The sequence below is a fragment of the Streptomyces sp. NPDC001380 genome (genome assembly GCF_042895785.1).
Classification (GTDB): domain Bacteria; phylum Actinomycetota; class Actinomycetes; order Streptomycetales; family Streptomycetaceae; genus Peterkaempfera.
Genome location: NZ_JBIAWP010000002.1, coordinates 218,511 through 243,748, shown reverse-complemented (window position 1 = coordinate 243,748; position 25,238 = coordinate 218,511). Strand labels below are relative to the sequence as shown.

General features: G+C 73.2%; 19 protein-coding genes and 1 tRNA gene. 11 read left to right on the top strand and 9 right to left on the bottom strand.

Annotated features, from left to right (window positions below):
- The first annotated feature begins 19 nt into the window (after positions 1 to 19).
- Positions 20 to 526, top strand: a complete 507-nt coding sequence (locus tag ACFY07_RS03860) for a PaaI family thioesterase (protein WP_390867223.1) — start codon at positions 20 to 22, stop codon at positions 524 to 526.
- Positions 527 to 591: 65 nt separating this feature from the next.
- Here ACFY07_RS03860 and ACFY07_RS03855 read toward each other — a convergent pair whose 3' ends face one another.
- From ACFY07_RS03855 to ACFY07_RS03835, 5 genes are all read right to left on the bottom strand, one after another.
- Positions 592 to 1,518, bottom strand: a complete 927-nt coding sequence (locus ACFY07_RS03855; RefSeq protein WP_390867222.1) for an anti-sigma factor — start codon at positions 1,516 to 1,518, stop codon at positions 592 to 594.
- Positions 1,505 to 2,056, bottom strand: coding sequence for a sigma-70 family RNA polymerase sigma factor (locus ACFY07_RS03850; protein WP_230648144.1), 552 nt, complete (start codon positions 2,054 to 2,056; stop codon positions 1,505 to 1,507). Before ACFY07_RS03850 ends, ACFY07_RS03855 begins: the two co-directional genes overlap by 14 nt.
- Positions 2,057 to 2,102: 46 nt before the next feature.
- Positions 2,103 to 2,801: a class F sortase gene (locus ACFY07_RS03845; protein WP_390867221.1), complete on the bottom strand. Its 699-nt coding sequence runs from the start codon at positions 2,799 to 2,801 to the stop codon at positions 2,103 to 2,105.
- Between the two features lie 168 nt (positions 2,802 to 2,969).
- The gene (locus tag ACFY07_RS03840) at positions 2,970 to 3,791 is read right to left on the bottom strand and encodes a DUF4397 domain-containing protein (RefSeq protein ID WP_390867220.1); all 822 of its coding nucleotides are present in this window, start codon (positions 3,789 to 3,791) and stop codon (positions 2,970 to 2,972) included.
- Between the two features lie 300 nt (positions 3,792 to 4,091).
- A complete protein-coding gene (locus ACFY07_RS03835) occupies positions 4,092 to 4,697 on the bottom strand; it encodes a GNAT family N-acetyltransferase (RefSeq protein ID WP_390867219.1) in 606 nt (201 codons plus the stop codon).
- A gap of 289 nt (positions 4,698 to 4,986) precedes the next feature.
- On the opposite strand from ACFY07_RS03835, the gene ACFY07_RS03830 reads away from it, so the two are divergent.
- From ACFY07_RS03830 to ACFY07_RS03805, 6 genes are all read left to right on the top strand, one after another.
- Entirely contained in the window at positions 4,987 to 5,646 is a 660-nt protein-coding gene (locus tag ACFY07_RS03830; protein ID WP_390867218.1) for a Tat pathway signal sequence domain protein, read from the top strand.
- 304 nt (positions 5,647 to 5,950) lie between these two features.
- Positions 5,951 to 7,183: a branched-chain amino acid ABC transporter substrate-binding protein gene (locus ACFY07_RS03825; protein WP_390867217.1), complete on the top strand. Its 1,233-nt coding sequence runs from the start codon at positions 5,951 to 5,953 to the stop codon at positions 7,181 to 7,183.
- A gap of 94 nt (positions 7,184 to 7,277) precedes the next feature.
- On the top strand, positions 7,278 to 8,207 hold the full coding sequence (locus tag ACFY07_RS03820; RefSeq protein WP_390867216.1) for a branched-chain amino acid ABC transporter permease: 930 nt from the start codon (positions 7,278 to 7,280) through the stop codon (positions 8,205 to 8,207).
- Positions 8,208 to 8,212: 5 nt separating this feature from the next.
- Complete coding sequence (locus ACFY07_RS03815) at positions 8,213 to 9,997, top strand: branched-chain amino acid ABC transporter permease (protein ID WP_390867215.1); 1,785 nt, start codon at positions 8,213 to 8,215, stop codon at positions 9,995 to 9,997.
- A gap of 8 nt (positions 9,998 to 10,005) precedes the next feature.
- Entirely contained in the window at positions 10,006 to 10,986 is a 981-nt protein-coding gene (locus ACFY07_RS03810) for an ABC transporter ATP-binding protein (RefSeq protein ID WP_390867412.1), read from the top strand.
- On the top strand, positions 10,983 to 11,699 hold the full coding sequence (locus ACFY07_RS03805) for an ABC transporter ATP-binding protein (RefSeq protein WP_230648151.1): 717 nt from the start codon (positions 10,983 to 10,985) through the stop codon (positions 11,697 to 11,699). Before ACFY07_RS03810 ends, ACFY07_RS03805 begins: the two co-directional genes overlap by 4 nt.
- Positions 11,700 to 11,795: 96 nt before the next feature.
- Here ACFY07_RS03805 and ACFY07_RS03800 read toward each other — a convergent pair whose 3' ends face one another.
- Positions 11,796 to 12,437, bottom strand: coding sequence for an ANTAR domain-containing response regulator (locus ACFY07_RS03800; protein ID WP_390867214.1), 642 nt, complete (start codon positions 12,435 to 12,437; stop codon positions 11,796 to 11,798).
- A gap of 98 nt (positions 12,438 to 12,535) precedes the next feature.
- Between ACFY07_RS03800 and ACFY07_RS03795 the strand changes: the two genes are divergently transcribed.
- Positions 12,536 to 12,609, top strand: a tRNA-Leu gene (locus ACFY07_RS03795).
- A gap of 600 nt (positions 12,610 to 13,209) precedes the next feature.
- Positions 13,210 to 13,740 carry a helix-turn-helix domain-containing protein gene (locus tag ACFY07_RS03790; protein WP_390867213.1) on the top strand — a complete coding sequence of 177 codons (531 nt, stop codon included), beginning with the start codon at positions 13,210 to 13,212 and terminating at the stop codon, positions 13,738 to 13,740.
- A gap of 189 nt (positions 13,741 to 13,929) precedes the next feature.
- On the opposite strand, the gene pyk is transcribed toward ACFY07_RS03790, so the two are convergent.
- A complete protein-coding gene (gene pyk, locus ACFY07_RS03785; RefSeq protein ID WP_390867212.1) occupies positions 13,930 to 15,372 on the bottom strand; it encodes a pyruvate kinase in 1,443 nt (480 codons plus the stop codon).
- 286 nt (positions 15,373 to 15,658) lie between these two features.
- Here pyk and ACFY07_RS03780 point away from each other — a divergent pair, with 286 nt between their 5' ends.
- Both ACFY07_RS03780 and ACFY07_RS03775 read left to right on the top strand, forming a co-directional pair.
- Positions 15,659 to 17,479, top strand: coding sequence for a bifunctional metallophosphatase/5'-nucleotidase (locus ACFY07_RS03780; RefSeq protein WP_390867211.1), 1,821 nt, complete (start codon positions 15,659 to 15,661; stop codon positions 17,477 to 17,479).
- Between the two features lie 161 nt (positions 17,480 to 17,640).
- Complete coding sequence (locus ACFY07_RS03775) at positions 17,641 to 18,534, top strand: hypothetical protein (RefSeq protein ID WP_390867210.1); 894 nt, start codon at positions 17,641 to 17,643, stop codon at positions 18,532 to 18,534.
- A gap of 201 nt (positions 18,535 to 18,735) precedes the next feature.
- On the opposite strand, the gene ACFY07_RS03770 is transcribed toward ACFY07_RS03775, so the two are convergent.
- Both ACFY07_RS03770 and gltB read right to left on the bottom strand, forming a co-directional pair.
- Positions 18,736 to 20,196, bottom strand: coding sequence for a glutamate synthase subunit beta (locus ACFY07_RS03770; RefSeq protein WP_230648157.1), 1,461 nt, complete (start codon positions 20,194 to 20,196; stop codon positions 18,736 to 18,738).
- A complete protein-coding gene (gltB, locus tag ACFY07_RS03765) occupies positions 20,189 to 24,847 on the bottom strand; it encodes a glutamate synthase large subunit (RefSeq protein ID WP_390867209.1) in 4,659 nt (1,552 codons plus the stop codon). Before gltB ends, ACFY07_RS03770 begins: the two co-directional genes overlap by 8 nt.
- Between the last annotated feature and the right edge of the window lie 391 nt (positions 24,848 to 25,238).

Below are 25,238 nucleotides of genomic sequence, written 5' to 3'. Positions count from 1 at the left end.
GACGTCTGCAGGGAGCACCATGGCCGAGTCCGCCGCCACAGCCGCCGCCACGAGCACGTCCGCCGGGCCGGACGGCCCGGAGAACGCACCCCACCTCGACATCCCCCAGGACGTGATCGACCACTTCGCCCGCCTCGGCGTCGACCCGGCCACGTTCTCCGGCGGCGACCTCGGCCGCCGCATGGGCATCCGCGTCGTGGAGGCCTCCCCCGAGCGGGTCGTCGGCACCATGCCGGTGGACGGCAACCGCCAGCCCTACGGGCTGCTGCACGGCGGCGCCTCGGCCGCGCTCGCCGAGACCCTCGGCTCGGTCGGCGCCATGCTGCACGCCGGGCCCGGCCGCTACGCCGTCGGCGTCGACCTCAACGCCACCCACCACCGCTCGGCGACCTCCGGCATCGTCACCGGCGTCGCCACCGCCGTGTACCGCGGCCGCACCGCCGCCACCTACGAGATCGCCGTCACCGACGACCAGGGCCGGCGCATCACCAGCTGCCGCCTGACCTGCATGCTGCGCGACACCTGAGCCGCCGGGAACGCGTACGGCCCGCGCCCCCGCGGGGGCGCGGGCCGGCCGGCACGCGGCGGGGCTCAGCTCGACAGCGGTCCCCGCACGACGCTGTCGCCCGAGTGCGCCGGGCTGCCGTTGTACGGCTGCACCGAGACGTCCACCACGGAGTACTCGTGCAGGTCGACGTTGTCCGGCAGGGTCAGCCGCGCCGAGCCGTCCGGCCCGAGGGTCCCGATCGCGATGAGCTTGCGGTGCGACGGGTCCATCAGCCACACCTCGAAGTACCCGGACGTGGCGGGCAGCCCCTTGACGCTGACCTCCAGCGAGCGGGACCCCGCCGGCACCCGGTCCAGCCGGGCCGTGCCGTCGGCGCGGGCGACCGCGACCGGCTGCAGGGACGCCTTCGCGGTGACCTGCGTGCCGGGCGTGTCCCCGCCCGTCGCGGCCAGGGTCGCGCCAATGCCGGCCACCGCACCCAGCAGGGCCGCGCAGGCCGCCAGCGCCCAGCGGGGCATCCGGCGCCGGCGGCGCACGCCCAGGGGCGCCGCACCATGCGGCATCACGCCGTGCGGCGTCAGGCCGTACGGCGTCACGCCGTTCGGCACCGCGCCGGCGGGACCGGCGGGCGGCGCGCCGTTCCGCAGGTGCTCCGGGGACTTCGCCGCCGACCCGTTCACCGGCCCCGGCCGGACCGGCGCCGGGTCCGGAAGGGCGGGCGCGGTCGCGCCGTCGGACCCGACCGGCCCCGTCGGGCGCGCCGGCGGCGGCGGGGTGCCGGCCCCGCTGTCCTGCAGGCGCAGCTCGCCGGCGATCGCCGCCCACACCCGGTCGGGCGGTGCGGCCGGCAGGTCCTCGTCGGTCGCGGTGCGGGCCGCCCCCACGACGCGGGTCAGGGACTCCAGTTCCTCGCTGCAGAGCGGGCAGTGCGCGAGATGGTCGGCATCCGGGGCGGGAGCCGGCCCGCCCAGGGCGACCAGGGCGAGAACGTCAGCGTCACAGTGCTCCACCGTCCACCTCCAATCTGCGTCGCAGCCGCTGCAGCCCCCTGCGGATGTGGCTCTTGACCGTCCCCAGCGGAAGGCCCGTGCGCTGGGCTATCTGAGCCTGGGTGAGGTCATCGTAGAAGGCCATCCGCAGGAGCTGCTGCTGCGGTTCGGGGAGCGTCGTCAGCTCGTCGGCCACCAGGACGCGGTCGACCGCCGCCTCCGGCGACACGGGGCCGGGCGCGTGCGCCGCGGCCTCGGTCGCGGAGGCGACGCTGCGGTCGCGGCGGGACCGGGCGGCCAGGGCGTCGGCGATCTTGTGGCGGGTGATGCCCACCAGCCAGCCCGCGAGCGTCCCCGACGCGGCACTGTAGGTGCCGCGGCCGCGCCAGGCGCTCACGAACACGGTCTGGGTCACGTCCTCCGCCTCGGCGGGGTCGCCCAGGGAGCGCACGGCCAGCGTGTGGACCAGCGGCCCCCACCGGCGGTACGCCTCCACGAGCGCGGAATCCTCGCCGCGGGCGAAGCCCGCCGCGATCTCCTCGTCGGTGAGTGTGGGCACGCCCGCCACACTAGCGCTCAGTACGCCTGTTGCGCCCCAGGTCATCTCAGACTCCCGTGCGGACCGCGGTGACGACCAGGTTGCGCAGGTAGCCGCCGCGCGCCGGGTCGAAGGGTGCCGTGCAGGTGATCAGGGTCAGCACCGGGGGGCCGTCCCGGCGGAACAGCCGTGCCAGCGGCACCGCGGCCTTGTCGTAGCTGCGGCGGGACACCACCCGGTAGGCCAGGGTCCGGCGGTCGGCGAGCGCCACCGTGACGCGGTCGCCCGCCCGCACCGACCCGAGCGCCGCGAGGACGCCGAGGCCCTGGGTACGGGAGTCGACGTGCCCGACGACCACCGCCGAACCGGCCGCCGAACCGGGCGCAGCACCGAACCGGTACCAGCCGACGTGCTCGGCGTTCCCGGGTACGGCGACCTGCCCGTCCCGGCCGACGCCGACCGCCTCCACCGGGGCGCGCACGCCCAGCCGCGGGATGGCCAGCACCAGCGGGCGCGGCGGGTCGGCGGCGGGCGGCGGGGCCTCGGAGACCCGCACCGGGAACCGCCCGGCCGGCGCCGCGGGCGCGGCCGGCGACGGAGGCGCCGTGCGCTGCGGCAGGGCGGAGCGCCCGGCCGCGGCGGGGGCGGGGCCGAAGTCCGCCGGGGCGCCGGGCCGGTCCAGCGCGATCACCGCGGCGACCGCCGCGACCACGGCCAGGCACACCGCCAGGACGGCCAGGTGGAGCCGTCTGCGCCGGTCACGCACCGCACCCTCCTCCCGTTGCCGTGCACCTCGGACCTCCCGGGCGGAGCGGTCCCGCCGGGCGCACCGGGGCGGACCGCCCCCGGCGCCCGGCGGCGTCCGGCCGCCGGGCCCGCCGGGGCGTCACCCCGACGGGCCCGGCCGCCACCGGCCGCACCGCCACCGCCACCGTCACCGGCGGCCGGCGGCCAGCCGGCGCCCGGCCAGCAGCGCACCCGCCGCCGCCACGCCGCCCACCGCGTACAGCCACACCGGCTGCCCGCCGCGGTCCGCCAGGCCCGCGTTGACACCGCCGGGCGCGGAGTCCATGCCGGTGAGCGTCTGGACCTTCAGCGCCAGGTTCTTGTCCGCGGCGCTGCCCCAGGCGTAGACGACCGTGTTGCTGCCCTCGGCCAGCTTCAGCGAGGCCGGGCCGATCGCGACCTTGTCCGTGCCGGCGAGGACGACGTCCGCGTTCACCGTGCCGGCGTCGACGACGGCCGAGGCCTGCTTGGGGTTCTCCAGGTCCTTGAAGACGGGCGTGCCGCCGGCCCGGACGTCGACGGCGGGCGCCGCCGCGACGTGGCGCACGGTCAGCCGCGCCTTGCCCGCCGGCACCTTCGAGACGTCGTTGACGAACGCGTCCAGGGCCGGCTTGCCGTCGGCCGTCAGGTGGGCGGCGAGGGTGGCGTTCGCCCCGGCGGGCACGTCGACCTTCTTCTCGATCGCCGGGGTGCCCTTGGGCGACGACCCGGCCTTGAAGATCGTGATGTCGTAGCTGCCGGCGGGCAGCGGCATCGGGCTGGTCAGCGTGCCCGGCTTGAAGTCCGGGATCAGCTCCTTGCCGTTGGCGTACACGTCGACGGTGAGGCCGGGCACCCCGTGGAAGACGGAGACCATGGCCGTGCCGGAGGAGTCCGCGGCCGGGGCGGCGCCCGCCGGGGCGGCCACGGCGATTCCGAGGCCCGCGGCGGTCGCAGCGGTGATGCCGGCCGCAATGAGTCGCTGGTTCATCGTCCTGACGTCCCTTCGCTCGTGCTCCCGGGCGGGAGTCCGTGACCAGTGCTTCCGCCACGGCCCGCATCCGGATGCACCGGAGGCGCGAGGTTTTTTCGGGAGGTTCTCCAGGACGTTTCTGCGGGGCGCTCCTCCGGGGCGTCCCTCCGGGACCGCTGCGCAGGACGCGCCGCAGGGCTGCCCTCCCGGGGTCCGGGGGTCAGGGGGTCCGGGGGTCCGGGGGTCCGGGGGTCAGGGGGTCCGGGGGTCCGGGGGTCAGGGGGTCCGGGGGTCACGGGACGCCGCGGGCCCGCCCGCTCAGGACAGCGCCCGCTCCGCACCCTCCGTCAGCGGCGCCGGGCGCCTCAGCTGCAGCACCCGGCGCGCCGCCTCCCGGCCGCGCGCCGGCGTCCGCGCCCCGGCGGCGTCCCCCAGCAGCCTGCGCCGCAGCGCCGCCACCGGCACGGCGCGGCGCACCACGACCGGGGCGAAGCCCCAGCGGGCGAAGAACCGGTTGGCGTCCCGCAGGCCCGGGTGCACGTTCACCGCCACCTGGGGGACCCCCGCCTCCTCCGCGTACGAGGCCGCGGCGGCCAGCAGCGCCCGCCCCACCCCGCCGCGCCGGAAGCCGTCGCGCACGTGCAGGTAGTCGACGTGCGCCGCCCGCACCCCGTGCAGCGGCGACAGCGGACGGAGCGTCAGATAGGCCATCCCCGCGGCGGCGCCGTCCACCGACGCCACCAGGAACCGGGCGTCGGGCGAACCCGCCGCCCGCTCCAGCACCTCGGCCAGGTCCTCCGCCGACGGGCCGGGCAGGCCGCGTGACCAGCGGCCCAGCAGCCCGTGCACCAGTGCCCAGACCTCGGCCAGCTCCGGCAGGTCCGCCGGGCGGGCCTCGCGCACCGAGATCACCGTCCGCGCCACGGCGCACGCACCTCCCACCACCGCGCGGGCACGACGACGTGCCCGGACACCGCGCCTCGACCGGCGCGGCCCCGCCCGGCGGCGGCACCGCCCCGGACCAGGTGGAGCGGAGCGTACGGCACCCGGCCGACGCCGGTACAGCCCCGGCCGACGCCGGTACAGCCCCGTCCGCGCCGCACCCCGCGGCGGGCCGCCGCGGGCCGCGGGCCACGCGGGAGCGGAGCCGGTGCGGACCGCCCGTTTGCCCCCGGGCACGGCGGGGCATGCCCCAGCCGCGGAGGGGGAGCGCATGTCGAGCAGGCGGCAGGCGGGCGGGCGCACCGGAGCGGTCGGCCCCGTCGAGGCGGGGGACACCCCGGACACCGTCGCCGCGCCCGAAAGGCCCCCGGAGCGGCTGCTCCCGGCCCTCGGGCGGTACTGGTCGCGCGCCCCGCGCCGCACCCGGCTCCTGCTGGCCGCCCTGCCGGCCGTCCTCGCCGCCGCCCTGGTCCCGGCGGCGCTGGCGCGGCACCGGGAGCACACCCCGCCCGCACCCCCGCCGTGGCCGGCCCAGGTGTCCCTCGTGGTCTACCGGGGGCCCGGCGCGGCACCCGACCCGGCCGCCCGGGCCTTCTCGTCCCGCGTCGAGGTCTCCGTCAGCGGCGGCGCCCCGGTCACGGTGACCGCGGTCACGCAGGAGTACGCCGGACTGGCGCTCAGCGCCTCCCCCGCTCCCCCCTTCGAGGTGCGGCCCGGCCGGCCGCGCGCGGTGGAGCTGCGCACCCGGGTGACCGACTGCGGTGCGGCGCCGCGGGACCTGGCCCTGCCTTTCATCAATGTAACGCTGCGTAACACGCACGCCATACAGACCGAGAGCGAAATACTGGGCGCACGGTACGCGCACGACCTTTCCGAGGCCCTGCGACTGCTCTGCACCCCGTCCGCCCACCGGAGCCGCGGGGTTCCGTGAGCGAACGGAAGGCTACTGTCCGGTATTCGGACAGTACTACTCCGACCTGCGGATATCCCCGCAAGGCGATTTCAGTGGTCGGACAGGCCGTCCCGGCCGTCCACGCGGCACCACCAGCGCACACGGGCATGCCGACCCGTCATAACAAGACAATCACAGCCTGCCCTGCCCCCTGCCCGGATGTTCCGGGGCCATCTAGAGTCACGGCCAGTCACCGCGCCGACGGACCGGCCGTACACACTCGGACCGGCGCGCGACTCGGCGCCTCGCCACGAGGAGCCTCCTGAAGAGGAAAGGACTGATCGTGCGTCATCGTTCCCTGCTCGTGCTGAGCGCCGCCGTCACCGCCGGCGCCCTGTCGCTCAGCGCCTGCGGCTCCCGCGGGGAGAACAAGTCCGGCGACAACAGCGCTTCGGGCGGCACCACCGTCGTCATCGGCGTCGACGCCCCGCTCTCCGGCGACCTGTCCGCCCTCGGGCTCGGCATCAAGAACTCCGTCGACCTGGCCGTCAAGCAGGCCAACGCCAAGAACTACGTCCCCGGCGTCAAGTTCGACATCAAGGCCCTGGACGACCAGGCGCAGGCCTCCTCCGGCCAGCAGAACGCCACCGCCCTCGTCGCCGACAAGAGCGTCCTCGGCGTCGTCGGCCCGCTGAACTCCAGCGTGGCCCAGTCCATGCAGAAGGTCTTCGACGAGGCCAAGCTCGTCGAGGTCTCGCCGGCCAACACCAACCCCGCCCTCACCCAGGGCGACAGCTGGGCCAGCGGCACCAAGGCGCGCCCCTTCAAGTCCTACTTCCGGACCGCGACCACCGACGCGATCCAGGGCCCCTTCGCCGCCCAGTACCTCTACAACGAGGCCAAGAAGACCAAGGTCTTCGTCGTCGACGACAAGAAGACCTACGGCGCGGGCCTGGCCGGCACCTTCAAGGGCGAGTTCACCAAGCTCAAGGGCACCGTCGTCGGCGAGGACCACGTCAACCCCGACGACCGCGACTTCTCCGCCATCGTCACCAAGATCAAGAACTCGGGCGCGCAGGCCGTCTACTACGGCGGCGAGTACCCCGCCGCCGCCCCGCTGTCCCAGCAGCTCAAGAAGGCCGGCGCCAACATCCCCCTGATGGGCGGCGACGGCGTCTACAGCGGCGAGTTCATCAAGCTCAACAAGAGCGCCGCCGGCGACCTCGCCACCTCCGTCGGCTACCCGGTCGAGCAGCTCCCCTCCGCCAAGGAGTTCGTCGCCAACTACCAGAAGGCCGGCTACAAGGACGCCTTCGAGGCCTACGGCGGCTACTCCTACGACTCCGCCTGGGCCATCATCGAGGCCGTCAAGTCCGTCGTCGCCGCCAACAACGGCAAGCTCCCCGACGACGCCCGCGCCAAGATCCTCGACGCCATGGGCAAGGTCTCCTTCGACGGCGTCACCGGCAAGGTCTCCTTCGACGAGTACGGCGACACCACCAACAAGCAGCTGACCGTGTACCAGGTGAAGGGCGCGGCCTGGGCCCCCGTCAAGAGCGGCACCTTCACCGGCTGACCCGACCCCACCCCGAACGATCCACCACCGCGCGGGGGCGCCACAGCGCCCCCGCGCGGCGTCACATCCGACACCCTTCAACGGAGGCCCTGCGGTGCACGAACTGCCGCAACAGCTGGCCAACGGCCTGGCTCTCGGCGCCATGTACGGCCTGATCGCCGTCGGCTACACGATGGTCTACGGCATCGTCCAGCTCATCAACTTCGCCCACGGCGAGATCTTCATGGTCGGCGGCTTCGGCGCGCTCACCGTCTCCACCGCCCTCCCCGACGGCACCACCCTCTGGCTCGCCGTCCCCCTCATGATCCTCGGCGGCATACTCGTCTCCGTCCTCGTCGCCACCGCGGCCGAGCGCTTCGCCTACCGGCCCCTGCGCACCGCCCCCCGCCTGGCCCCCCTCATCACCGCCATCGGCCTCTCCATCGCCCTCCAGCAGCTCGTCTGGGCCTTCTACCCCGACGCCAAGAAGGCGAAGAACTTCCCCCAGTTCCCCGGTGACGCCTTCCACCTCGGCTCCGTGACCATCCAGCGCGCCGACGTCTTCCTCTTCGTCGCCGCCCCGCTGTGCATGCTCGCCCTCGGCTTCTTCGTCGGGAAGACCCGCAGCGGCCGCGGCATGCAGGCCACCGCCCAGGACCCCGACACCGCCAAGCTCATGGGCGTCAACACCGACCGCATCATCGTCCTCGCCTTCGCCATCGGCGCCGCCTTCGCCGCCATCGCCGCCGTCGCCTACGGGCTGCGCACCGGCCAGGTCGACTTCCGCATGGGCTTCATCGCCGGCCTCAAGGCCTTCACCGCAGCCGTGCTCGGCGGCATCGGCAACATCTACGGAGCCATGCTCGGCGGCATCGTCCTCGGCCTCGCCGAGGCACTGGCCACCGCCTACGTCCAGGACATCCCCGGGCTGCACCAGCTCGGCAGCGGCGCCTGGAAGGACGTCTGGGCATTCGTACTCCTCATCGTCGTGCTCCTCGTCAGGCCACAGGGCCTCCTCGGCGAGCGCGTCGCGGACAGGGCGTGAGACCGATGACCAACGAGACCACCACCGGTACCGCCGCCGGAGCGCCGGAGGCCGCCCCCCGCACCGCCCCCCTGGGCGGCGCGCTCCCCCCCGCCGCCGCCCGTGCCCTCACCACCGCGGGCGCGGCCGCCACCATCGGCTCCACCCTCCTCGCCTGGACCTGGACCGCGGACTTCCCCGGCGACCTCACCTACGCCATGGACCCCGGCGGCCTCCAGATCCTCACCCTGGCCGCCGGCATCCTCACCCTCCTGCACGCCGTCGCCTCCTACGGCGTCCGGGGCCTGCGCTGGCTCGCCCCGACCGGCACCACCAGCGCCCTGCGGCTCCTGGCCGTCGGCGGCGCGGCCACCACCTGGTACACCCTCGTCGCCATCTCCTGGGAGCTCGGCGGCCTCGCCAACCTCGAACCCGGCGGCTGGGCGGCCGGCGTCGCCTCCCTCCTCCCCGTCATCGGCGCCCTGGCCCTCCCCGACGACGCCCGCCCCGCGGCGCCCCCCAGGGCCCTCCCCTCCTGGGCCGAGATCCTGCTCATCGTCGCCGGGTTCGCGGCCGGACTGCTCGTCTTCAGCTACGGCATCGACACCGCCTACGGCGAGCTCTTCGTCGGCTTCCTCATCACCGTCTGCTTCGCCGCCACCGCGCTCTTCAGGTCCGGGCTCGTCGGACGCCTCTCCGGCCTCACCGCCAAGCACCGGCCCGTCGCCACCGCCGCCGCCTTCGCCGCCGCGGCCGGCTTCCCCTTCACGCAGACCAGCGACGAGTACACCTCGGTCGCCGCCAACATCCTGATCTTCGCCACCGTCGCCCTCGGCCTGAACGTCGTCGTCGGCCTCGCCGGACTCCTCGACCTCGGCTACGTCGCCTTCCTCGGCGTCGGCGCCTACACCGCCGCCCTCGTCTCCGGCTCCACCGCCTCCCCCCTGCACGTCCACTTCCCCTTCTGGGCCGCCGCCCTCGCCGGCGCCGCCGCCTCCATGGTCTTCGGCGTCCTCATCGGCGCCCCCACCCTGCGGCTGCGCGGCGACTACCTCGCCATCGTCACCCTCGGCTTCGGCGAGATCTTCCGCATCGCCATGAACAACCTCGACGGGACCAACGGACCCGACGTCACCAACGGCTCCAACGGCATCCCCAACATCCCCGACCTGGACATCCTCGGCTTCGACTTCGGCCGGACCCACGACCTCGGCTTCGTCACCCTCGGCAGGTTCTCCAACTACTACCTGCTGATGCTGCTCTTCACCGCCATCGTCGTCACCGTCTTCGCCCGCAGCGGCAACTCCCGCATCGGGCGCGCCTGGGTCGCCATCCGCGAGGACGAGACCGCCGCCGGCGCCATGGGCATCAACGGCTTCCGCCTCAAGCTCCTCGCGTTCGCCCTCGGCGCCTCCCTCGCCGGCCTCGCCGGCACCGTCCAGGCCCACGTCACGTACACCGTGACCCCCGAGCAGTACCAGTTCGCCGGCTCCGTGCCCCCCAACTCCGCCTTCCTCCTCGCCGCCGTCATCCTCGGCGGCATGGGGACCATCAGCGGACCCCTGCTCGGCGCCTCGCTGCTCTACCTCATCCCCAAGAAGCTGGAGTTCCTCCAGGACTACCAGCTCCTCCTCTTCGGAATCGCCCTCATCATCCTCATGCGCGTCCGCCCCGAAGGCCTCATCGCCAGCCGCCGCCAGAAGCTCGAGTTCCACGACGAGGACCCGGCCACCGGCTCCGGGGCCCTGGACGCCGACCCCGGGGCCAACCCCGGCGGGCCCACCGCCGGCCTCACCAAGGCAGGGGCGTGAACACCGCCATGACCACCGACACCACCACCGCCCCTGCCGCCCCGGCGGCCCCCGCACCCGGCACCCCGCTCCTGCAGGCCAGCGGCGTCACCATGCGGTTCGGCGGCCTCACCGCCGTCAACAACGTCGACCTCACCGTCAACACCGGCGAGATCATCGGCCTCATCGGCCCCAACGGCGCCGGCAAGACCACCTTCTTCAACTGCCTCACCGGCCTCTACGTCCCCACCGAGGGCACCGTCACCTACAAGGGCGAGGTCCTGCCGCCCAAGCCCCATCTGGTGACCAAGGCCGGCATGGCCCGCACCTTCCAGAACATCCGGCTGTTCTCCAACATGACCGTCCTGGAGAACGTCCTTGTCGGACGCCACACCCGCACCAAGGAGGGCCTCCTCTCCGCCCTCCTGCGCGGCCCCGGCTTCCGCCGCAGCGAGGCCGAGTCCCGCGAGAGGGCCATGGAGCTCCTCGCCTTCGTCGGCCTCGACGGCAAGGCCGACCACCTCGCCCGCAACCTCCCCTACGGCGAGCAGCGCAAGCTGGAGATCGCCCGCGCCCTCGCCAGCGACCCCGGCCTCCTCCTGCTCGACGAGCCCACCGCCGGCATGAACCCCCAGGAGACGCGGGTCACCGAGGAGCTCATCTTCGCCATCCGCGACCAGGGCGTCGCCGTCCTCGTCATCGAGCACGACATGCGGTTCATCTTCAACCTCTGCGACCGCACCGCCGTCCTCGTCCAGGGCCAGAAGCTGGTCGAGGGCGACTCCGCCACCGTCCAGAGCGACGAACGCGTCATCGCCGCCTACCTCGGCACGCCCTTCGAGGGCGCCCCCGGCGCCGACGAGGCCGCCGAGGTCGCCGCCGCCGAGGAGCACGCCGCCGGGGCCGCAACCGCGCCCGCGACCGAGCCCGCGACCGGGGCCGCGAGCGACGGCACCGCCGAGGACAGCGCCCCCCGCTCCACCCCCGCCTCCCAGGAGGACCCCAAGTGACCGCCCTGCTCGAAGTCGAGGACCTCCGCGTCGCCTACGGCAAGATCGAAGCCGTCAAGGGCATCAGCTTCAAGGTCGACGCCGGCGAGGTCGTCACCCTCATCGGCACCAACGGCGCCGGCAAGACCACCACCCTGCGCACCCTCTCCGGACTCCTCAAGCCCGTCGGCGGGCAGATCCGCTTCGAGGGCAAGCCCCTCAACGGCGTCCCCGCCCACCGGATCGTCTCCCTCGGCCTCGCCCACTCCCCCGAGGGCCGGCACATCTTCCCCCGGATGACCATCGAGGAGAACCTCCTCCTCGGCGCCTTCCTCCGCCGCGACGCCGCCGGCATCCAGAAGGACGTCCGGAAGGCCTACGACCTCTTCCCCATCCTCGGCGAACGCCGCAGGCAGGCCGCAGGCACCCTCTCCGGCGGCGAGCAGCAGATGCTCGCCATGGGCCGGGCCCTCATGTCCCAGCCCAAACTGCTCATGCTGGACGAGCCCTCCATGGGCCTCTCCCCCATCATGATGCAGAAGATCATGTCCACCATCACCGAGCTGCGCGCCACCGGCACCACCATCCTGCTCGTCGAGCAGAACGCCCAGGCCGCGCTCTCCCTCGCCGACCAGGGCCACGTCATGGAGACCGGCCGCGTCGTCCTCTCCGGCACCGGACGCGACCTCCTCCACGACGAGTCCGTCCGCAAGGCCTACCTCGGCGAGGACTGACCCGCACCCCGCACCCACGGAGGGGCCCGGCCGCACCAGCGGCCGGGCCCCTCCGTGCACGGACCCCGCGAGGACGCCGGAAGGGGCCGTGAGGGGCTACTGCCCGTTCTCGGACTTCTTCCGGTCCTGCGCCTCGCCCTCCTCGATCACGGCCTCCGCCACGGCCCGCATCGTCATCCGGCGGTCCATCGACGTCTTCTGGATCCAGCGGAACGCCGCCGGCTCCGACAGGCCGAACTTCGTCTGCAGCACGCTCTTCGCCCGGTCCACCAGCTTCCGCGTCTCCAGGCGCTGGTTCAGGTCCGCGATCTCGTCCTCCAGCGCCCGGATCTCGGTGTACCGCGACACGGCCATCTCGATCGCCGGCACCAGGTCGCTCTTGCTGAACGGCTTCACGATGTAGGCCATCGCACCCGCGTCCCGCGCCCGGTCCACCAGCTCGCGCTGCGAGAACGCCGTCAGCATCAGCGTCGGCGCGATGTGGGCCTCGTGGATCCGCTCGGCGGCGGACAGGCCGTCCAGGACCGGCATCTTGACGTCGAGGATCACCAGGTCGGGGCGGAGCTCCTCGGCGAGCTTCACCGCCTCCTCGCCGTCCCCGGCCTCACCGACGACGGTGTAGCCCTCCTCCTCCAGCATCTCCTTGAGGTCCATGCGGATCAGCGCCTCGTCCTCGGCGATGACGATGCGGGTGATCTGGGACGACACGGGCTCGTTCTGCTCGTCGGCGGTGCTCACGGGGCTCCTCGTTCAGGCCGGGTGCTGCATGCACGAGGGTACCCAGACACGGTATGTTTGGTCGGCAGCGGGGCTCCCTCGACCTTCGATTCCCGCAGGCTCCGGTAGTCCAATCGGCAGAGACGATATCCTCAAAAGATATTCAGTGTGGGTTCGAGTCCCACCCGGGGCACTTTTCCTTCGTTTCCAAGGGCGCAAGTCGGTGGCCCGTTTTTCACCAGGTTCGGTGAACCGGTCGGGGAATCGGCGCGCTTCTCCGGAACTCCCTCTCCAGCGGCTGCGTGGGCCCGCTCCGGCCCCCTTGGGCACACGGCAATGCCCGTCCAAGGACGGGTCGCTCCGCGGCTGATCGGCTTCGGGAGCGCCTCCGGATTCGAGGCCCGACCCCTGTGGCCGGGGCGCAGCACGTCAATCACTCTCGAGAGTCATGCACGCGCAGGACCGTTGACGCACTCCACCCGATCGAATGGACGTTCCCCGAATGTCCTGAGCCGCCTCGCGGGGATCTCGCATCGTGGACGCCATGACATGGCCGATCGAAATCCGCAATCAGGTCCTCCGGGACTGCCGGGCGGGAGAACCGTACCGGGAGGTTTCCGCGCGCTACGGAATTCCGCGCGGCACGGTGGGGTACTGGGTGCACCGGGACAGGGTGGTGCGGGGCGTCCCCGCCCCTCCTCGCGAGAGCTTCTGCCCCCGGTGCGACGGAGCACCGTTCCCGGAGGACGCCTACGCCTATGTCCTCGGCCTGTATCTGGGCGACGGGCACATCGTGTCCAGGAAGAGGCAGCACCACCTGGCGATCTCCTGCTGCGACGCCTGGCCGGGGCTGATCGAGGCCGCGGAGGCAGCGGTGAAAGCGGTCCTCCCCCGGTACGCCACCCGTCGGCGCAGGCGGAGGGGATGCACCGACGTCGAGTCGCACACCCGGCACTGGGTGTGCATGCTCCCCCAGCACGGCCCCGGCAGGAAGCACGAGCGCGAGATCACCCTGGAGCCCTGGCAGCGGGAGATCGTGCGGCGCCACCCGTGGCCCCTCATCCGGGGGCTGATCCACTCCGACGGGTGCCGGATCACCAACTGGGCCACGCGGACGGTGGCGGGCGAGAGGAAGCGGTACGAGTACCCGCGGTACTTCTTCACCAACACCTCCGCCGACATCGTGCGGCTCTTCACCGACACGCTGGACGCCGTGGGCGTGGAGTGGCGGGTCGCGCGGCGGGCCGGCGCGGCGGTGAACGTGTCGGTGGCGCGGCGGGGGTCGGTGGCGCTGATGGACCGGTTCGTGGGGGCGAAGTACTGAGGCCCGGGCGCCGCCGGGGGTGGTGGGGCGTCCGGGCCCTGCAGGGCTGCGGCGTCGGGGTGTGCGCCGCGGAGGGGCACGGGCCGGTGGGGCCGGTGCCGGGGCTGGTGCGGTGGTTCGGGTGGTGCGGTGGTTCGGGTGGTGCGGTGGTTCAGGCGGCACGGGCGGTGCCCGTGGTGGTGCGGGGTGTCAGTGCTGCCGGGGGGCGTCGTCCTCGCCGACGTGGTGGACGCGGACGAGGTTGGTGCGGCCGGCGAGTCCGGGCGGGGAGCCGGCGGTGATGACGACGGTGTCGCCCTTCTGGCAGCGGCCGATCTTCAGCAGCTGGGCGTCGACCTGCTCGACCATCTCGTCGGTGTTGGCGGCGAGGGGGCCGAGGAAGGTCTCGACGCCCCAGGTGAGGGCGAGGCGGCTGCGGACGGCGGGTTCGTAGGTGAAGGCGAGGACGGGGATGGGCGAGCGGTAGCGGGCGAGGCGGCGGGCGGTGTCGCCGCTCTGGGTGAAGGCGACCAGGAACTCGGCGTCGAGGAAGTCGCCGATCTCGGCGGCCGCGCGGGCGACGGCGCCGCCCTGGGTGCGGGGCTTGCCGGAGGCGGCGAGCGGGGGGAGGCCCTGGGCGAGGACGTCGTCCTCGACGGCGGTGATGATGCGGGCCATGGTCCTGACGGTCTCGACGGGGTACTTCCCGACGCTGGTCTCGCCGGAGAGCATGACGGCGTCGGTGCCGTCGAGGACGGCGTTGGCGACGTCGCTGGCCTCGGCGCGGGTGGGGCGGGAGGCGTTGATCATCGAGTCGAGCATCTGGGTGGCGACGATGACCGGCTTGGCGTTGCGGCGGGCGAGGGCGATGACGCGCTTCTGGACGAGGGGGACCTGTTCGAGGGGCATCTCGACGCCGAGGTCGCCGCGGGCGACCATGAAGCCGTCGAAGGCCTCGATGACGGAGTCGAGGTTGTCGACGGCCTGGGGCTTCTCGATCTTGGCGATGACGGGGACGCGGCGGCCCTCCTCGTCCATGACGCGGCGGACGTCGTCGGCGTCGCGGCCGGTGCGGACGAAGGAGAGGGCGACCATGTCGGCGCCGGTGCGGAGGGCCCAGCGCAGGTCTGCGACGTCCTTGTCGGAGAGCGCGGGGACGCCGACGGCGACGCCGGGGAGGTTGAGCCCCTTGTGGTCGGAGACCATGCCGCCCTCGATGACGATGCAGTGGACGCGGGGTCCGTCGACCTCGGTGACCTCGAGGGTGACGCGGCCGTCGTCGACGAGGATGCGTTCGCCGCGGGTGACGTCGGCGGCGAGGCCGCGGTAGGTGGTGCCGCACATGGTGCGGTCGCCCTCGACGCCGTCCTCGGTGGTGATGGTGAAGTCGTCGCCGCGTTCCAGGAGGACGGGGCCCTCGGCGAAGGTGCCGAGGCGGATCTTGGGTCCCTGGAGGTCGGCGAGGATGCCGACGCTGCGGCCGGTCTCGTCGGAGGCCTTGCGGACGCGGCGGTAGCGTTCTTCGTGCTCGGCGTGGGTTCCGTGGCTGAGGTTGAGGCGGGCGACGTCCATGCCGGCGTCGACCAGGGCCTTGATCTGGTCGTAGCCGTCGGCGGCGGGCCCGAGGGTGCAGACGATTTTTGCTCGGCGCATGGTCCGAGCCTAGGGATTACCGGCGCGTAGGGCCGAAGCGTCGGCGGTCCGCCACATGTCGGTCAGCGGACGCGTGGCTGAACTCTGCGGATACGGGGGCGGCGGGGTGTCTTTGCCGGGCGCTCATCCGATCGAAACCTGAAGGGTCTATCGCGGGGGGCTGATGGGGGTGCAGACTTCTACGCGCGTCGCCCGGGCGTATCGGCCGGGCGGCGGCCCTCCCCTGTCCCGTTTCGGCCCTCCCTGACCCTTTCCGGCCGATCCCGCCCTGTTCTGGAGAGTATGCATGCCCCTCAACCGTCGTGATTTCGTGGCCCGTTCCACTGCGGCCGCGGCCGGTGCCGCGCTGGCCGGCGGTGTGTCGGCGGCCGCGGCGCAGCCGGCCGGTGCGGCCGAGCCGGCGAGGAAGCCGGGGAGCCGGATCACCGAGTCGTTCACCGTGATGGGGACGACGGACCTGCACGGCAACGTGTTGAACTGGGACTACTTCACGGACGCGGAGTACGACGACAAGGCGCACAACGACGTCGGCCTGGCGAAGATCTCGACGCTGGTGAACGGGATCCGTGAGGAGAAGGGGCGCCACCGGACGCTGCTGATCGACGCGGGCGACACGATCCAGGGCACCCAGCTCAGCTACTACTACGCGCGCGTGGAGCCGATCACGGAGGGCGGCCGGCTGGCGCCGGTGCACCCGATGGCGCTGGCGATGAACCACATCGGCTACGACGCGGCGGCGCTGGGCAACCACGAGTTCAACTACGGCATCCCGGTGCTGCGGGCGTTCGAGAAGCAGTGCGACTTCCCGCTGCTGGGGGCGAACGCGCTGGACGCGAGGACCGAGAAGCCGGCGTTCCCGCCGTACGTGATCCGGACGGTGTCGTCGCGCCGGGGCCCGAACATCAAGGTCGGCATCCTCGGCCTGACGAACCCGGGCATCGCGGTGTGGGACAGGGCGAACGTCCGGGGGAGGATGACGTTCGGCGGCATCGTGGAGCTGGCGAAGGTGTGGGTGCCGAAGCTGCGGGCGGCGGGTGCCGACGTGGTGATCGTGTCGGCGCACACGGGTGCGGACCAGCCGTCGAGCTACGGCGACCAGGTGCCGTGGCCGGAGAACGCGGGTGTGGCGGTCGCGGAGCAGGTGCCGGGCATCGACGCGATGCTGATCGGCCACGCGCACGTGGAGATCCCGCAGCGGATCGTGGCGAACAAGGAGACGGGCCGGAACGTCGTCATCTCGGAGCCCCTGAAGTGGGGCGAGCGGCTGACGCGGTTCGACTTCGACGCGGAGTTCGTGCACGGGTCGTGGGAGGTGACCGGGGTGCGCTCCACGGTCGTCAACTCGAACACGGTGCCGGAGGACCCGGCGGTGGTGTCGCTGCTGGCGGCGGAGCACAAGAAGGTCGTGGCGTACGTCAACCAGGTCATCGGCACCTGCAAGGAGACGCTGTCGATCGCGGAGGCGCCGTTCACGGACACGCCGATCATCGACCTGATCGGGCGGGTGCAGGCGGACGCGGTGAAGGCGGCCCTGGCGGGCACGGCGTACGCCTCGCTGCCGGTGCTGGCGCAGGCGGCGCCGTTCAACCGGACGGCGGCGATCCCGGCGGGCGAGGTGAAGCTGCGGGACGCGGCGGGGCTCTACGTCTTCGAGAACACCCTGGAGGCCCGGAAGCTGACGGGTGCCCAGATCAAGGACTACCTCGAGTTCTCGATGCGGTACTTCGCGCAGGTGCCGGTGGGCGCGCCGGTGGACAAGGCGACGCTGACGAACGCGGGGAACACGCCGGACTACAACTTCGACTCGGTGTACGGCGTGTCGTACGACGTGGACATCTCGAAGCCGGTGGGCCAGCGGATCGTGAACCTGTCCTTCGAGGGGAAGCCGGTCGACCCCGCGGCGGAGTTCGTGCTGGCGGTGAACAACTACCGGGCGAACGGCGGCGGCAACTTCCCGCACGTGGCGACGGCGCCGGTGCTGTGGACGAACTCGGAGGAGATCCGCAACACGATGATCTCGTGGGTGAAGGCGAAGGGCGTCATCGACCCGGCGGACTTCGCCTCGGTGGACTGGCGCCTGGTGCGCGAGGGCGTGCCGGTGTTCTGACGCCCCTCCCCCCGGACGCGTCCTGCGGGCGTGCGTCCCGCCCGGGTGTGCCCTGCCGCCCCCGGCCCGGTTCCGCGGAACCGGGCCGGGGGCGGTCGCGTCCCAGGGGTGTCCGCGGGGCCGTCGGGGTTCCGCAGGGATGCCGTGCAGGGGGATCAGGCATGTTGGTGAGGCGTGTGGCGGTGGCGGTGGCGGCCCTTCTGGTGCTGGGCGGGGGGATCGCGTGGGGGGTGGCGGCGCGGGGGCCGTCGGAGGCGGGGTCCGCCCGGCGGGAGCAGGAGCTCTTCCGGGACCGGGCGGCGGCGGTGGCACGTGCGTGGCCGGGTTCGGCGGCGGAGCGCGCGTGGCGGTCGGGGTACCACCCGCTGGGGGCGCTGTCGGTGCCGCCGGAGGGCGGGTTCCGCGACGTGGCGGACCGCCGGGCGTTCGACGGGGGCCTGTTCGAGCTGCGGGCGGCGCTGCCGCGGTCGGGCGGCCCGGAGGGGGCGGTGGTGTGGGCGGACGGCTCCCGGGCGTCGGTGGGGGTGCTGTCGGCACGGGACGCCTACGCGGGGCTGACGCGGTTGCGGCCGGCCTGCTCGGCGCGCTGCACGGGACACCGCCTGGTGGTGACGGCCGTGCGGCCGGGGACGGCCCGGCTGGCGACCAGCAGGGGCCGGGCGACCGTCCCGGCGTGGCTGTTCACGGTGCGGGGGTACGACCGGCCGGTGGTGCGGGTGGCGACGGCGGGGAACGGCCCGGCCCTGGGTGCGCTGCCGGAGGCGGAGTACTCCGGGCCGGGCAGGGAGGCGGTGGAGTACGTGGCCCCGGCGGCGCCCGGGGACCGGCGGCTGACGGTGGGGACCGGGCACGGCGGGTGCGCCACGGGCTGGGGGGTGCGGGTGTACGAGACCGACCGGGTGGTGGTGGTCGGGGGATGGAGTCGCGACGCCGGGGGACCGTGCACGTCGGAACTGCTGGTGGATCCGGTGACGGTGGCGCTGGCGCGGCCGCTGGGCTCGCGGACGGTGCTGGACGCGGTGACGGCGGCACCGCTGGAGGCGCGGCCCTGGTAGAAAGCCCTGGCAGGAGGTCCCTGGCAGGAGGTCCCCAGCAGGGGGCCCTGGCAGGGGGTCGCCGGCAGAGGGGCCGTCGTGGAGGACCGGACACAGGGGTGCCGCGGCGCCTGCTCCGGTGCGGTCGGGGTGGGGCAGGCGCCGCGGCGTCGGTGTCCCCGGCCCGCTCCCCCATGGCGGGCCGGGGCCGTGCGGGGCCCGTCAGACGGTGAGGGGCCGGTCGGTGGGCCGGATGGGGGCGGGCAGGGAGGCGGTGCCGCCGAGGTAGGCGTCGACGGCGGCTGCCGCGGAGCGTCCTTCGGCGATGGCCCAGACGATGAGGGACTGGCCGCGGCCGGCGTCGCCGCAGACGAAGACGCCGTCCTGGTTGGTGGCGAACCTCTGGTCGCGGGCGATGTTGCCGCGGGCGTCGAGGTCGACGCCGAGCTGCTCGACGAGGCCGTTGGCCTGGTCGGTGCCGGTGAAGCCCATGGCGAGGGTGACGAGCTGGGCGGGGATGCTGCGCTCGGTGCCCTCGACGGGCTGGAAGCGGCCGTCCCTGAACTCGACCTCGACGAGGTGGAGTTCCTGGACGTTCCCGTGCTCGTCCCCGGTGAAGCGGGTGGTGTTGACGGCGTAGACGCGCTCGCCGCCCTCCTCGTGGGCGGAGGTGACCTTGTAGGTCATGGGCATGGTGGGCCAGGGCTGGTGCTCGGGCCGCTGGTCGGCGGGCCGGGGCATGATCTCCAGCTGGGTGACGGAGGCGGCGCCCTGGCGGTGGGCGGTGCCGACGCAGTCGGCGCCGGTGTCGCCGCCGCCGATGACGACGACGTGCTTGCCCGCGGCGGTGATGGGGGGCTCGACGAAGTCGCCCTCCTGCACCTTGTTGGCGAGCGGCAGGTACTCCATGGCCTGGTGGATGCCGTTCAGCTCGCGGCCGGGGACGGGCAGGTCGCGGGCGGTGGTGGCGCCGGCGGCGACGACGACGGCGTCGAAGCGCTCGCGGAGCTGCTGGCCGGTGATGTCCTCGCCGACGTGGACGCCGGTGCGGAAGCGGGTGCCCTCGGCGCGCATCTGCTCGACGCGCCGGTTGACGTGCCGCTTCTCCATCTTGAACTCGGGGATGCCGTAGCGCAGCAGGCCGCCGACGCGGTCGGCGCGCTCGTAGACGACGACGGTGTGGCCGGCGCGGGTGAGCTGCTGGGCGGCGGCGAGGCCGGCCGGGCCGGAGCCGACGACGGCGACGGTCTTGCCGGAGAGGCGGTCGGGGATCTGCGGCGTGACGTCGCCGTTCTCCCAGGCCTTGTCGATGATGGTGACCTCGACGTTCTTGATGGTCACCGGGTTCTGGTTGATGCCGAGGACGCAGGCGGACTCGCAGGGTGCGGGGCAGAGCCGGCCGGTGAACTCGGGGAAGTTGTTGGTGGCGTGGAGGCGCTCGATGGCGCCGGCCCAGTCGTCGCGCCAGGCGAGGTCGTTCCACTCGGGGATGAGGTTCCCCAGCGGGCAGCCGTTGTGGCAGAACGGGATGCCGCAGTCCATGCAGCGGCCGGCCTGCTTGGTGATGATGGGGAGCAGGCTGCGCTCGACGTAGACCTCGTTCCAGTCCCGGATGCGGACGTCGACCGGCCTGCGCTCGGCGTGCTGCTGCGGGGTGGTGAGGAATCCCTTCGGGTCAGCCATGAGCCGCCTCCATCATCTTCGCAGTGGTCTCGGACTCGGAGAGTCCGTCGCGCTCGGCGGCTTCCTTGGCGGCGAGCACTGCCTTGTAGTCCCTGGGCATGATCTTGGAGAACCGGGAGACGCCGGAGCCCCAGTCGGCGAGGAGGGCGGCGGCGACGGTGGAGCCGGTCTCCTCGTAGTGCTGCTGGACGGTCTCGCGCAGCCAGGCGCGGTCGGCCTCGTCGGGGGCCTCGATGCCGACCATGCCGCCGTTGACGTGGGAGGGCCGCAGGTCCAGGACGTAGGCGACGCCGCCGGACATGCCGGCCGCGAAGTTGCGCCCGGTCTCGCCGAGGACGACGACGCGTCCGCCGGTCATGTACTCGCAGCCGTGGTCGCCGACGCCCTCGACGACGAGGGTGGCGCCGGAGTTGCGGACGGCGAAGCGCTCGCCGGCCTTGCCGCGCAGGTGGATGCGGCCGGCGGTGGCCCCGTAGCCGATGGTGTTGCCGGCGATGACGTGGTTCTGGGCGTCGGCGCCGATGGCGGCGGCGTCGCGGGAGGGGCGGACGACGAGGACGCCGCCGGAGAGGCCCTTGCCGACGTAGTCGTTGGCGTCGCCCTCCAGGCGCAGGGTGACGCCCCGGGGGACGAAGGCGCCGAAGGACTGGCCGGCGGAGCCGGTGAAGGTGACGTCGATGGTGCCCTCGGGCAGGCCCTCGCCGCGGTACCGCTTGGTCACCTCGTGGCCGAGCATGGTGCCGACCGTGCGGTTGACGTTGCGGATGGGGAGCTGGACCCGGACGGCCTCGCCGTGCTCCAGCGCCTCGGCGCACAGCGTGATGAGCTGGTTGTCGAGGGCCTTGTCGAGTCCGTGGTCCTGCTCGGTGGTGCGGTGCAGGGCTGCGCCCTCGGGGAGGGCGGGGACGTGGAGGAGGGGGGCGATGTCGAGTCCGGCGGCCTTCCAGTGGTCGACGGCGCGGGTGGCGTCGATGAGCTCGGCGCGGCCGACGGCCTCCTCGACGGTGCGGAAGCCGAGCTCGGCGAGGAGCTCGCGGACCTCCTCGGCGATGTACTCGAAGAAGGTCTCGACGAACTCGGGCCTGCCGGTGAAGCGCTCGCGCAGGACGGGGTTCTGGGTGGCGACGCCGACGGGGCAGGTGTCGAGGTGGCAGACGCGCATCATGATGCAGCCGGAGACGACGAGCGGCGCGGTGGCGAAGCCGAACTCCTCGGCGCCGAGGAGGGCGGCGATCACGACGTCGCGGCCGGTCTTGAGCTGGCCGTCGGTCTGGACGACGATGCGGTCGCGCAGGCCGTTGAGGAGCAGGGTCTGCTGGGTCTCGGCGAGGCCGAGCTCCCAGGGGCCGCCGGCGTGCTTGAGGCTGGTGAGGGGGGAGGCGCCGGTGCCGCCGTCGTGTCCGGAGACGAGGACGACGTCGGCGTGGGCCTTGGAGACGCCCGCCGCGACCGTGCCGACGCCGACCTCGGAGACGAGCTTCACGTGGATGCGCGCGGCCGGGTTGGCGTTCTTGAGGTCGTGGATGAGCTGGGCGAGGTCCTCGATGGAGTAGATGTCGTGGTGGGGCGGCGGGGAGATGAGGCCGACGCCGGGGGTGGAGTGCCGGGTCCTCGCGACCCAGGGGTAGACCTTGTGGCCGGGGAGCTGGCCGCCCTCGCCGGGCTTGGCGCCCTGGGCCATCTTGATCTGGATGTCGTCGGCGTTGACGAGGTACTCGCTGGTGACGCCGAAGCGGCCGGAGGCGACCTGCTTGATCGCGGAGCGGCGCGCGGGGTCGTGGAGGCGCTCGGGGTCCTCGCCGCCCTCGCCGGTGTTGGACTTGCCGCCGAGGCGGTTCATGGCGATCGCGAGGGTCTCGTGGGCCTCGGCGGAGATGGAGCCGTAGGACATGGCGCCGGTGGAGAACCGCTTGACGATCTCGGAGACGGGCTCGACCTCGTCGATCGGGACCGGCGGGCGCTCGCCGTCCTTGAGCCTGAACAGGCCGCGCAGGGTCATGAGCCGCTCGGACTGCTCGTTCACGCGCCCGGTGTACTGCTTGAAGATGTCGTAGCGGCGGGCGCGGGTGGAGTGCTGGAGCCGGAAGACGGTCTCGGGGTCGAAGAGGTGGGGCTCGCCCTCGCGGCGCCACTGGTACTCGCCGCCGATCTCCAGGGCGCGGTGCGCGGAGGAGAGGCCGGAGGCGGGGTAGGCCTTGGCGTGGCGGGCGGCGACCTCGCGGGCGACCTCCTCCAGGCCGATGCCGCCGAGCTTGGTGGTGGTGCCGGCGAAGTAGGCGTCGACCAGCTCCTGGGAGAGGCCGATGGCCTCGAAGACCTGGGCGCCGCGGTAGGAGGCGACGGTGGAGATGCCCATCTTGGACATGACCTTGAGGACGCCCTTGCCGAGGGCCTTGATGAGGTTGCCGATGGCGCGCTCGGGCTCGACGCCCTCGATGAAGACGCCGGAGCGGACCTGGTCCTCGACGGACTCCATGGCGAGGTAGGGGTTGACCGCCGCCGCGCCGTAGCCGATGAGGAGCGCGACGTGGTGGACCTCGCGGACGTCGCCGGCCTCGACCAGCAGGGACACCTGGGTGCGCTGCTTGGTGCGGATGAGGTGGTGGTGGACGGCGGAGGTGAGGAGCAGGGAGGGGATGGGGGCGTGCTCGGCGTCGGAGTGCCGGTCGGAGAGCACGATGATGCGGGCGCCGTCGGCGATGGCGGCGTCGGCCTCGGCGGCGATCCGCTCCAGGCGGTCGGCCAGGGCCGCCCCGCCGCCGGAGACGCGGTAGAGGCCGGAGAGGGTGACGGCCTTGAGGCCGGGCTGGTCGCCGTCGGCGTTGATGTGGACGAGCTTGGCGAGCTCGTCGTTGTCGATCACCGGGAAGGGCACGGCGACGGTGCGGCAGGACGCCGGCTCGGCCTTGAGGAGGTTCCCCTCGGGGCCGAGGTTGGAGGCGAGGGAGGTGACGAGCTCCTCGCGGATGGCGTCCAGCGGCGGGTTGGTGACCTGCGCGAAGAGCTGGGTGAAGTAGTCGAAGAGCAGCCGCGGCTTCTCGGACAGGGCGGCGATGGGCGTGTCGGTGCCCATGGAGCCGATGGGCTCGGCGCCGGTGCGGGCCATGGGGGCCAGCAGGACGCGCAGCTCCTCCTCGGTGTAGCCGAAGGTCTGCTGGCGGCGGGTGACCGAGGCGTGGGTGTGGACGATGTGCTCGCGCTCGGGGAGGCGGCCGAGCTGGATCTGCCCGGCGGCGAGCCACTCGGCGTAGGGGTGCTCGGCGGCGAGGGCGGACTTGATCTCGTCGTCCTCGACGATGCGGTGCTCGGCGGTGTCGAGCAGGAACATCCGGCCGGGCTGGAGGCGGCCCTTGCGCACGACGTTCTCCTGGGGGATGTCCAGGACGCCGACCTCGGAGGAGAGGACGACGAGGCCGTCCTCGGTGACCCAGTAGCGGGCCGGGCGCAGGCCGTTGCGGTCGAGGACGGCGCCGATCTGCGTGCCGTCGGTGAAGGTGACGCAGGCCGGGCCGTCCCAGGGCTCCATGAGGTTGGAGTGGTACTGGTAGAAGGCCCGGCGGGCCGGGTCCATCGTGGCGTGGTTCTCCCACGCCTCCGGGATCATCATCAGCACCGCGTGCGGCAGGGAGCGGCCGCCGAGGTGGAGGAGCTCCAGGACCTCGTCGAAGGAGGCGGAGTCGGAGTGGTCGGGGGTGCAGACCGGGAAGATCCGGTCGAGGTCCCCCGGGATGAGGTCCGTGGCGAGCTGGGACTCGCGGGCGCGCATCCAGTTGCGGTTGCCCTTGACCGTGTTGATCTCGCCGTTGTGGGCGACGAAGCGGTACGGGTGGGCGAGCGGCCAGCTCGGGAAGGTGTTGGTGGAGAACCGGGAGTGGACCAGGCCGAGGGCGGAGGCGTAGGAGCGGTCGGAGAGGTCCGGGAAGAACGGCTCCAGCTGCCCGGTGGTGAGCATGCCCTTGTAGACCAGGGTGCGGGCGGAGAGCGAGGGGAAGTAGACGCCGGCCTCGCGCTCGGCGCGCTTGCGGACGACGAAGGCGACCCGGTCGAGGGCGATGCCGGTGCGGCGGCCCCCGGTGTCGGCGGGGCTCGTGGCGCCGCCCGCGTCCGCGGGGCTCGTACCGCTGCTCGCGTCCGCGAGGCTCGTACCGCTGCTCGCGTCCGCGAGGAAGAGCTGCCGGAAGCGGGGCATGACCGAGCGGGCGGTGGCGCCGAGCAGGTCGGGGGTGACGGGCACATCGCGCCAGCCGAGGACGGTGAGGCCCTCCTCGGCGGCGATGGCCTCGATCCTCTCCACGGCGGCGGCGTCGGCGGCGTCCTCGTCGGGGAGGAAGGCGATGCCGACGGCGTAGGCGCCCGCGGGGGGCAGGGCGAAGGCGGTGTTGGCGCGGAGGAACGCGTCGGGCACCTGGGTGAGGATGCCGGCGCCGTCGCCCGAGTCGGGCTCGGATCCGGTGGCGCCGCGGTGCTCGAGGTTGCGGAGCACGGTGAGCGCCTGCTCGACGATGCGGTGGTCCGCGGTGCCGGTCAGCGTCGCCACGAAGCCCACGCCGCAGGCGTCGTGCTCGTTGCGCGGGTCGTACAGGCCCTGGGCAGCGGGGCGCGCGTCCTTCACGGCCGCGTAGGGCCCGGAGCGCATGGACGCAGACAGCATCGGCTCTCCCGTCGTCGTCTTTTGGCTGTTCGCTTGCGCCAGAGAGACGACGTTGGCCCTCTGCGATTTCGTGCAGGTTACATGATGCCGGGCGTACCGGGAAGTGGAATACCGCGTCCAGGATGTGGACGCACGCCCTGGTCAGGCGCTATTACCCGCCGGTAGGGGCATCCGGTGACGACGAAGGGTCACCCGCACGTCCCCGGAAGTGTGCCCCCTGCGATACAGGGTGAAACCGCAGCGAAACACCTGCGTTGCAGGCGGGCCGCGCGACGCTGCGCCGGGCCCCGCGAGGGGCAGCCCGCCTGGTCCTCCGATGGTAGGGGAGGCGGCACCGAAAACGTCGTGTGTGGAACGTCACTCCGCCCGCCGCATAATCATGCGGCGGGCG